Source organism: Nocardioides sp. (assembly GCF_035481145.1).
GTDB lineage: Bacteria > Actinomycetota > Actinomycetes > Propionibacteriales > Nocardioidaceae > Nocardioides.
In genome coordinates this window covers 1-8,179 of the sequence record NZ_DATIHB010000113.1, presented here as the reverse complement: position 1 = coordinate 8,179, position 8,179 = coordinate 1, and the positions used below count along the sequence as shown (strand labels likewise).

Below are 8,179 nucleotides of genomic sequence, written 5' to 3'. Positions count from 1 at the left end.
GGGTCGCCGGGCCGCCCCCAGCGCGTCACGGCGACCCCTCGGCGTACGGGATAATCGGCGGCATGAGTGACGACGTGTGGCTGGTGGTCGGCCTGGGCAACCCGGGCGAGAAGTACGCGGGACACCGCCACAACGTCGGCTACCTCGTCACGGACGTGCTCGCCGAGCGGATGAACGCCCGCTTCAAGCGGCACAAGGCCGGCCGTGCCGACGTCGTCGAGGGCCGCTTCCAGCCGGGCGGGCCGCGGATCGTGCTCGCCCGCGCGCACACGTACATGAACGAGTCCGGTGGCCCGGTCAAGGCGCTCTGCAGCTTCTACAAGATCGAACCCGACCACGTCATCGCGATCCATGACGAGCTCGACATCGACTTCGGCACGCTCCGCGTGAAGCTCGGTGGCGGCGACAACGGCCACAACGGCCTCCGTTCGATGCGGAGCAGCCTCGGCACCGGCGACTTCTACCGGGTCCGCGCGGGCATCGGCCGCCCCCCGGGTCGCCAGGAGGTGGCCGACTTCGTGCTCTCCGACTATGGAAAGGTGGAGAAGAAGGAGCTGGAGTTCCAGGTCATCGACGCCGCCGACGCCGTCGAGTGCCTGGTCGCGGAGGGCCTGGAGAAGACCCAGCAGCGCTTCAACTCCTGACGGTGCCGCTCAGGAGGCGTGCCGGAAGTCGAGCACGATCCGCTGCGGGTCGTGCAGCCGGAAGATCCGGTAGGGATTGCGGCCGTCGAGCCCGAACGCGAACGAGACGTAGCCCTCGTAGTCGCCGGTGAAGGCGATCGCCTTCAGCGCCGGGAAGCCGGGGCGGACCAGCTTCGGGCCGGTGTAGCAGGACGTGCCGTTCGTGCGGTGTGCGTACGCCGGGAAGAGGACGAGGTCCATGCCGGCCCGGATCGGCACCTGCGCACCGGAGCCGTCGTAGTAGTGGGTGCTGGCGTAGCGGGCCGTCCAGCCCGGGATCCGGCCCTGGATGTCGATGACCACGCGGTCGAAGTTGCTGTGCCGCGCGTAGCGCAGGTCGAGCACCAGCGGATGCCGCGCGTCGGGGTTGGTCCAGCTGCTGTTGGTCGTCCGCCACGCCGGCAGGGCGGTGGCCGGCGGCGCGACGACCGCGGCGAGCAGGAGGGACGAGACGAGGGCGGCGAGGAAGCGGAGGATGCGGTGCATCATGGTGACGGCTCCTTCCGGGAGTGGGGGACATCCGTACGACGCGAGCCGTGGTCGCCCGGTTGTCGTGCCGGACGGGTGTCCTAGGGTTGCCCGCATGTCTGACTTCAAGGCGCCGTTCCCGGCGGAAGCCGCCACCGACGACCACGTCCTCGCCACCTGGCTCGCCACCGTCGCTGGCGAGCGCCTGCTCGAGGTGCGTGCGACGTCCGGCCTCACCGGCCGCGACCTCAAGGACGCGGGCGACCGCGCGGCGCACGACCTGCTCATGGAGCTCGTCGCGCAGCACCGTTCCGACGATGCCGTCCTCTCCGAGGAGGCGCTCGAGACCGCCGAGGACAAGACCGCCCGCCTGAGCGCCAGCCGCGTCTGGATCATCGACCCGCTCGACGGCACCCGCGAGTTCTCCGAGGTGCCGCGCGAGGACTGGGCCGTCCACGTCGCGCTCTGGCAGGACGGCGACCTCGTCGCCGGAGCCGTCGCGCAGCCCGCGCTCGGGGAGACGTTCAACACCGGTACGCCGCTCGTCGTACCGCCGTCCACGAGCGACCGGATCCGGATCGCCGTCTCCCGCAGCCGCCCGCCTGCGTTCGTCGAGGCGCTCGCGAAGGAGCTCAACGCCGAGCTGGTCCCGATGGGCTCGGCCGGCGTGAAGGTCCTCAGTGTCGCCCGCGACATCTCCGACGCCTACGTGCATGCCGGCGGCCAGTACGAGTGGGACTCCGCCGCGCCGGTCGTGGTGGCCCGCGCTGCCGGTCTCTTCACCTCGCGCGTCGATGGCTCCGAGCTGAAGTACAACCAGGAGGACGTCTACCTCCCGGACCTCATCGTCTGCCGTCCCGAGCTCGCCGAGCGGATCGTCGCGTTCGTCAAGGAGCACGGCACCGGCGTCTGAGCCCGTACGCCGAGGCCCTCACCGCTGGCGCGGTGGGGGCCTCGTGCACGTGCTCAGGAGGGTGGCAGGAGCTGACCCGGCACACTGGCGGAGCTGCCGTAGTGCATCCGCTCGGACAGGCCGTCGCCGTAGTGCTCGAGCACGGACCAGCTCGAGGTGGTGGCGCCGGCCAGCCGTGTGCGCTCGCCGTCGTGCTCCCACCAGTAGGTGTACTGCTCGGCGTAGTTCTTCTCCGAGGGCGGGACAGGGACCCCGACCACCCGGTCAGCGGGGCCCTGCCACCACGACCGCTCCTCGTCGCTGCCGGGCACCATCGACCACTCGTCCTCGTCGAGCACCCACGTGCCGCGCAGCACCGGCTGCAGGTCGGTCTCGGAGCTCCACACCGGCTCGCTGAAGCTGATCGCCACCGTGTCGCTGACCTTGTCGACGTCGAGGACGGTCCACTCCTTCGTGTAGGAGTCCGGCATGCCGTAGTCCGCCACCTGCTCGCCGGTGGCGGGGTCGATCTCGACCAGCTCGAGCTCGACGTCGCAGCCGCCGCAGGGCTTGCCGTGCGGCCGCTTGGTGGCCAGCAGCGCGGATCCGTCGGCGCTCAGCCACATCGACTTCACCCCGTCGCCGACGAACGTGTTGCTGAAGCCCTTGCCGCCCGGCCCGACGCGCAGCAGCCCGTAGTCGCCGTCCTCGTAGTACTCGCTGCCGTCGTGCCAGGCGAGGAAGGTCGCCCCATCGATCACGTGCGCGGTCAGGTAGCTCCGCTCGAGCTCGTTGCCCTTGTTGGCGTCCGGGTTGTCGGTGAGCGGCAGGTCGGCGTGCCACTGCTCGCGCCCGTCGAGGTCGTACGTCGTGAGCCGGGCCTTCTCGTCCCAGAAGGGCGCCGGGTCGATCGGCTCGTCCTCGGGCAGGTTCTTCGGCGGGTCGCTCCGCCCGAGCATCGCGAACGCCGTGACCGAGCGGTTGGGGTCGAGGATCGGTACGTCGGCGCTGAGCGTGTTGGTGGCCGGGTCCCAGAGCCGCGCGTGCGTGCGTGGGGTGTCGAAGCGGACCAGTGCCCTGCCCCCGGGCACCCAGGTCGCGTCGGTCGCACGCGGCACCCTGAGCTGCGCGTCGCCTGAGCGGAGGAGCAGGCCGCCCTTCACGCCCGTCGCCAGCGTCGGTGCGGCGAGGTCGAGGTCGGTGGGCGGGACCGTGGTCGCGAAGACCCCGTCGCTACCCACCCCCGTCAGGGCGCAGGACGTCAGCGCCGTGACCGCCAGCAGGCCGGCGAGGAGCGAGGAGAGACCGCGGACGCGGCGCGCGGTGCCGGATTGCGTGGCGGTCTGCGTGGCGGGCATGGCACACCGTACGACGGCCCCCGCGCAGCGCGGCGGAACCGCTGTCGGTGCGCGCCCGTAGACTTCCGGACGCCCCCACTTCCGCTGGACCTGGGGCTTTCGTGCTTGCCTCCAGGAGTTTTTCGTGGCCTCCCTCACCGCCCTCGCCGACGCCGTTCTCGCCGAGCCGCACCTCGCCCGTGCGCTCGCCGAGGCCGGCACCACGCCCGAGCTCGAGGTCACCGGCCCGGCCGCGCTGCGACCCTTCACCGTCGCCGGCCTGGCACGCGCGGGCCGCACGGTGCTCGCCGTCACCGCGACCAGCCGTGAGGCCGAGGACCTCGTCGCCGAGCTCGGGTCGCTCATGAAGCCCGAGCGGGTCGCCTACTTCCCGAGCTGGGAGACGCTGCCGCACGAGCGCCTCTCGCCGCGCTCCGACACCGTCGGCCGGCGCCTCGCCGTGCTGCGCCGACTGGTCCACCCGGAGACGGCTGAGGGATCCACCGTCGGGCCGCTCAGGGTCGTCGTCGCCCCGGTCCGCTCCGTGCTGCAGCCGCAGGTCGCCGGTCTCGCCGACCTCGCGCCGGTCGAGGTCCGGGCGGGGGAGACCCACGACGTCGAGGAGGTCGCCCGCCGCCTCAGCGACGCGGCGTACACGCGGGTCGACCTGGTCGAGAAGCGCGGGGAGTACGCCGTGCGCGGCGGCATCGTCGACGTCTTCCCGCCCACGGAGGAGCACCCGGTCCGCGTGGAGTTCTGGGGCGACGACGTCGAGGAGATCCGCAGCTTCTCCGTCGCCGACCAGCGCACGCTGGAGACGCACGAGCGGCTCTGGGCGCCGCCCTGCCGCGAGCTGCTGCTGACCCCCGAGGTGCGTGAGCGTGCCCGTGCGCTCGGCGAGGCCCACCCGCAGCTGCGCGAGCTCACCGAGAAGCTCGCCGAGGGCATCGCCGTCGAGGGCATGGAGTCGCTGACCCCGGCGCTCATCGACAACATGGAGCTCCTCGTCGACCTGCTCCCCGACGCGAGCACCGTGCTCGTGCTCGACCCCGAGCGGGTCCGGGCCCGCGCGCACGACCTGGTCGCGACCGCCGACGAGTTCCTCGCGGCTTCGTGGGCCGCTGCGGCGAGCGGCGGTGAGAGCCCGATCGACCTCGGCAAGGCGTCCTACCGCGACCTCAGCGAGGTCCGTGACCATGTCGTCGGTCGGAGCAAGCCGTGGTGGACGCTCTCGCCGTTCGGGATGGCGGGAGACGGCGCCGAGGACGACGGGCTCGAGGGTGACATCGTCGTGCCCGCGCAGCCCGCGACGGCGTACCGCGGAGACATCGAGGCGGCGGTCCGCGACATCAAGGGCTGGCTCGACCAGGGCTGGACCGTCGCGACCGTGCACTCCGGCCATGGCCCGGCGCAGCGCATCGTCGAGGTGCTGGCCGAGCACGACGTCGCGGCGGTGCTGGCCACGGAATCAAGCGACTGGCCCAAGCCCGGCGTCGTCGGCAGCCTCACCGGCTGCCTCGACCACGGCCTGGTCCACGCCGGCTCGCGTCTCGCCATCCTGACCGGCGACGACCTCACGGGCCAGAAGTCCTCGACGCGTGACATGCGCAAGATGCCCGCGCGCCGCAAGAAGCAGATCGACCCGCTCGAGCTCAAGGCCGGTGACTTCGTCGTCCACGAGCAGCACGGCGTCGGCAAGTTCATCGAGATGAAGCAGCGCGAGGTCGGTGGCGCCACTCGCGAGTACCTCGTCCTCGAGTACGGCGCCTCCAAGAAGGGCCAGCCGGCCGACCGGCTCTACGTCCCGGCCGACGCGCTCGACCAGGTCACCCGGTACGTCGGCGGCGAGGCGCCGGCACTCGACCGGCTGGGCGGCGCCGACTGGACCAAGCGGAAGGCCCGCGCCCGCAAGGCCGTGCGTGAGATCGCGGCCGAGCTGATCAAGCTCTACGCCGCGCGGCAGGCGACCCAGGGCCACGCCTTCGGCCCCGACACCCCCTGGCAGCGCGAGCTGGAGGACGCCTTCCCGTTCCAGGAGACGCCTGACCAGCTGTCGACGGTGGATGAGGTCAAGGCCGACATGCGCAGCCACGTCCCGATGGACCGCCTGGTCTGCGGCGACGTCGGCTACGGCAAGACCGAGATCGCCGTCCGCGCGGCGTTCAAGGCCGTGCAGGACGGCAAGCAGGTCGCGGTCCTCGTGCCGACGACGCTGCTCGTGACGCAGCACCACTCGACGTTCGCCGAGCGGATGTCGGGCTTCCCGGTCAATCTCGCCCAGCTCAGCCGCTTCCAGACCGACAAGGAGGCGAAGGAGGTCCTGGCCGGCCTGGAGAACGGCTCGATCGACATCGTCGTCGGCACGCACCGCCTGCTCGGCAACGAGGTCAGGTTCAAGGACCTCGGCCTGATCGTCGTCGACGAGGAGCAGCGCTTCGGCGTCGAGCACAAGGAGCAGATGAAGCGGCTCCGCACCTCCGTCGACGTCCTCGCGATGTCGGCGACCCCGATCCCGCGCACGCTCGAGATGGCGATCACCGGCATCCGCGAGATGTCGACGATCCAGACCCCGCCCGAGGAGCGCCACCCGGTCCTCACCTACGTCGGCGCCTACGAGGACCGCCAGGTCATCGCCGCCGTGCGGCGCGAGCTGCTCCGCGAGGGCCAGGTCTTCTACATCCACAACCGGGTGCAGTCGATCGAGAAGGCCGCCGCGCGCATCCGCGAGCTCGTGCCCGAGGCGCGCGTCGCCACCGCTCACGGCCAGATGAACGAGAAGCAGCTCGAGCAGGTGATGCTCGACTTCTGGGAGAAGCGCTTCGACGTGCTGGTCTGCACGACGCTCGTCGAGTCGGGCCTCGACGTCTCCAACGCCAACACGATGATCATCGAGCGGGCCGACATGCTCGGCCTCAGCCAGCTCCACCAGCTGCGTGGCCGCGTCGGCCGCTCCCGCGAGCGCGCCTACGCCTACTTCCTCTACCCCGGGGAGAAGCCGCTGACCGAGACCGCCCACGAGCGCCTCGCGACACTCGCCCAGCACTCCGACCTCGGAGGCGGCATGGCGATCGCGATGAAGGACCTCGAGATCCGCGGCGCGGGCAACCTGCTCGGCGGCGAGCAGTCGGGCCACATCGCCGACGTCGGCTTCGACCTCTACGTCCGGCTGGTCGGTGAGGCGGTCGCGGAGTTCAAGGCTGATGGCGCTCCGTCCGACGTCCTCGAGGAGGTGCGCATCGAGCTTCCCGTCGACGCCCACCTGCCGCAGAGCTACATCCCCACCGAGCGGCTCCGGCTGGAGATGTACAAGCGCCTGGCAGAGGTCCGCTCCGACGACGACGTGGTGGCGATCTCCGAGGAGATGCTCGATCGCTACGGCAACCCGCCGACCCAGGTGACCTCGCTGCTCCAGGTGGCGCGGTTCCGCGCTCGGTGCCGGCAGGCGGGCATCACCGAGGCGACGATCGCGGGCAAGCACGTCCGCTTCGCGCCGGTCGACCTGGCCGAGTCGAAGGTGGTCCGCCTCAACCGCATCTACAAGGGCTCGCTCGTGAAGCCGGCGACGAGCACCGTGCTGGTGCCGCGTCCGCTCACCAAGCCGATCGGCGGCCAGCCGATCCGCGACCTCGAGCTCCTCGAGTGGGCGCGGCTGGTGATCGACAGCGTGCTCGACGCGAAGGACTGACGCGCAGCCGCGTCGCCGGAGCACCGTCAATGGCCTGTTCGGGCCAGGCCACCTCCGGGGCCCCGGAGATGGCGGTCCACGGTTCCTCGGGATCCGCCAACCGGCCTAGGTTGCAAGCATGGAGCCGGAGCGCGACCCGGGTCCCGAGATCGAGCGGCTCTGGGTCGAGGTGGAGACCGGGCGCCTGGACGAGGCAGCCACCACCGCAGCGCGTCTTCTCGTGACGGCGCGCGACCGTGCGGAGCGTGCCGAGGCCGAGGGCGCGATCGCCTTCATGCTCATGCGGATGGGCCGCACCGCCGAGGCCGCAGCTCGCCTCCGCACGGCCGCCGACCTCGCGGTCGAGCCTGCGGTCAAGGGGATCCACCTGGCCCGCGCCGCGCAGGCGGTCTTCCTGACCGGAGGCATGGAGGCCAGCCAGCTCCTCGCCGAGCAGGCGCGGGTCGAGGGGGAGCGCGGCCACGACCCGAACGTCGTCGCGGAGGCGAGCGCGTCCACGGCGGCTGTGGTGCACGCGAGTGGTGACCCGGTGCGTGCGGCGCGACTGGCGCGTCGTGCGCGCACGCTGGCCGGCACCGAGGGACCGGCCGCCATCTCGTACGCCGTCACCGCGATGATCCTCGCGGCCGCGCTCGCGGACGCCGACCGGCTCGCGGACGCCGAGAAGGCGCTCGTCGAGGCGAACCAGGTCTGTCGCCTCGGGGGAGCGGAGGCGGCCCTTCCGTTGCTGCTCGCCTTCCGCGCCGTCGTACGGCTGTTGAGCGGGGACTGGTCCGGCGCCGAGCGCGACTGCGGCGACCTGGTCGACCTCGCCGAGTCCACGGCGCACCGGATCGCCAGCCCGGTCGGGTGGGGCGTCGGCGCGCTCATCGCCGCCGGACGGGGCGACATCGTCTCCGCGCGTCAGCTGCTCGCGGCCGCCGGGACCCATCGGCTCAGCCCGCTCGGCCCGTACGGCGAGGAGTGGGTGCTGCTCGGCCGTGCCGTGACCGCAGGGGACTACGCGGAGGGCCAGCGGCACCTCGTCGGTGCGTGGTACTGCAGCCGCCAGCGACCGTGGTTCCTGCTGTGGCGGGTGTTGGCTCCGACGCTGGTCCGGTCCTCGCTGCGACTG

Annotated in this window: 6 protein-coding genes; 4 read left to right on the top strand and 2 right to left on the bottom strand. The window is 71.9% G+C overall.

Annotation, left to right across the window (positions count from 1 at the left end):
• Window positions 1-62: 62 nt before the first annotated feature.
• Window positions 63-644, top strand: a complete 582-nt coding sequence (gene pth, locus VLF38_RS09495) for an aminoacyl-tRNA hydrolase (protein WP_325271024.1) — start codon at window positions 63-65, stop codon at window positions 642-644.
• A 9-nt stretch (window positions 645-653) separates the two neighbouring features.
• On the opposite strand, the gene VLF38_RS09490 is transcribed toward pth, so the two are convergent.
• The gene (locus VLF38_RS09490) at window positions 654-1,172 is read right to left on the bottom strand and encodes an AMIN-like domain-containing (lipo)protein (RefSeq protein ID WP_325271023.1); all 519 of its coding nucleotides are present in this window, start codon (window positions 1,170-1,172) and stop codon (window positions 654-656) included.
• Between the two features lie 94 nt (window positions 1,173-1,266).
• On the opposite strand from VLF38_RS09490, the gene VLF38_RS09485 reads away from it, so the two are divergent.
• The gene (locus VLF38_RS09485) at window positions 1,267-2,064 is read left to right on the top strand and encodes a 3'(2'),5'-bisphosphate nucleotidase CysQ (protein WP_325271022.1); all 798 of its coding nucleotides are present in this window, start codon (window positions 1,267-1,269) and stop codon (window positions 2,062-2,064) included.
• A gap of 53 nt (window positions 2,065-2,117) precedes the next feature.
• Here VLF38_RS09485 and VLF38_RS09480 read toward each other — a convergent pair whose 3' ends face one another.
• On the bottom strand, window positions 2,118-3,401 hold the full coding sequence (locus VLF38_RS09480; protein ID WP_325271021.1) for a hypothetical protein: 1,284 nt from the start codon (window positions 3,399-3,401) through the stop codon (window positions 2,118-2,120).
• Window positions 3,402-3,525: 124 nt separating this feature from the next.
• Between VLF38_RS09480 and mfd the strand changes: the two genes are divergently transcribed.
• Both mfd and VLF38_RS09470 read left to right on the top strand, forming a co-directional pair.
• Entirely contained in the window at window positions 3,526-7,065 is a 3,540-nt protein-coding gene (gene mfd, locus VLF38_RS09475) for a transcription-repair coupling factor (RefSeq protein WP_325271020.1), read from the top strand.
• 118 nt (window positions 7,066-7,183) lie between these two features.
• A partial coding sequence (locus VLF38_RS09470; RefSeq protein WP_325271019.1) for a hypothetical protein occupies window positions 7,184-8,179 on the top strand: 996 nt, incomplete at its 3' end.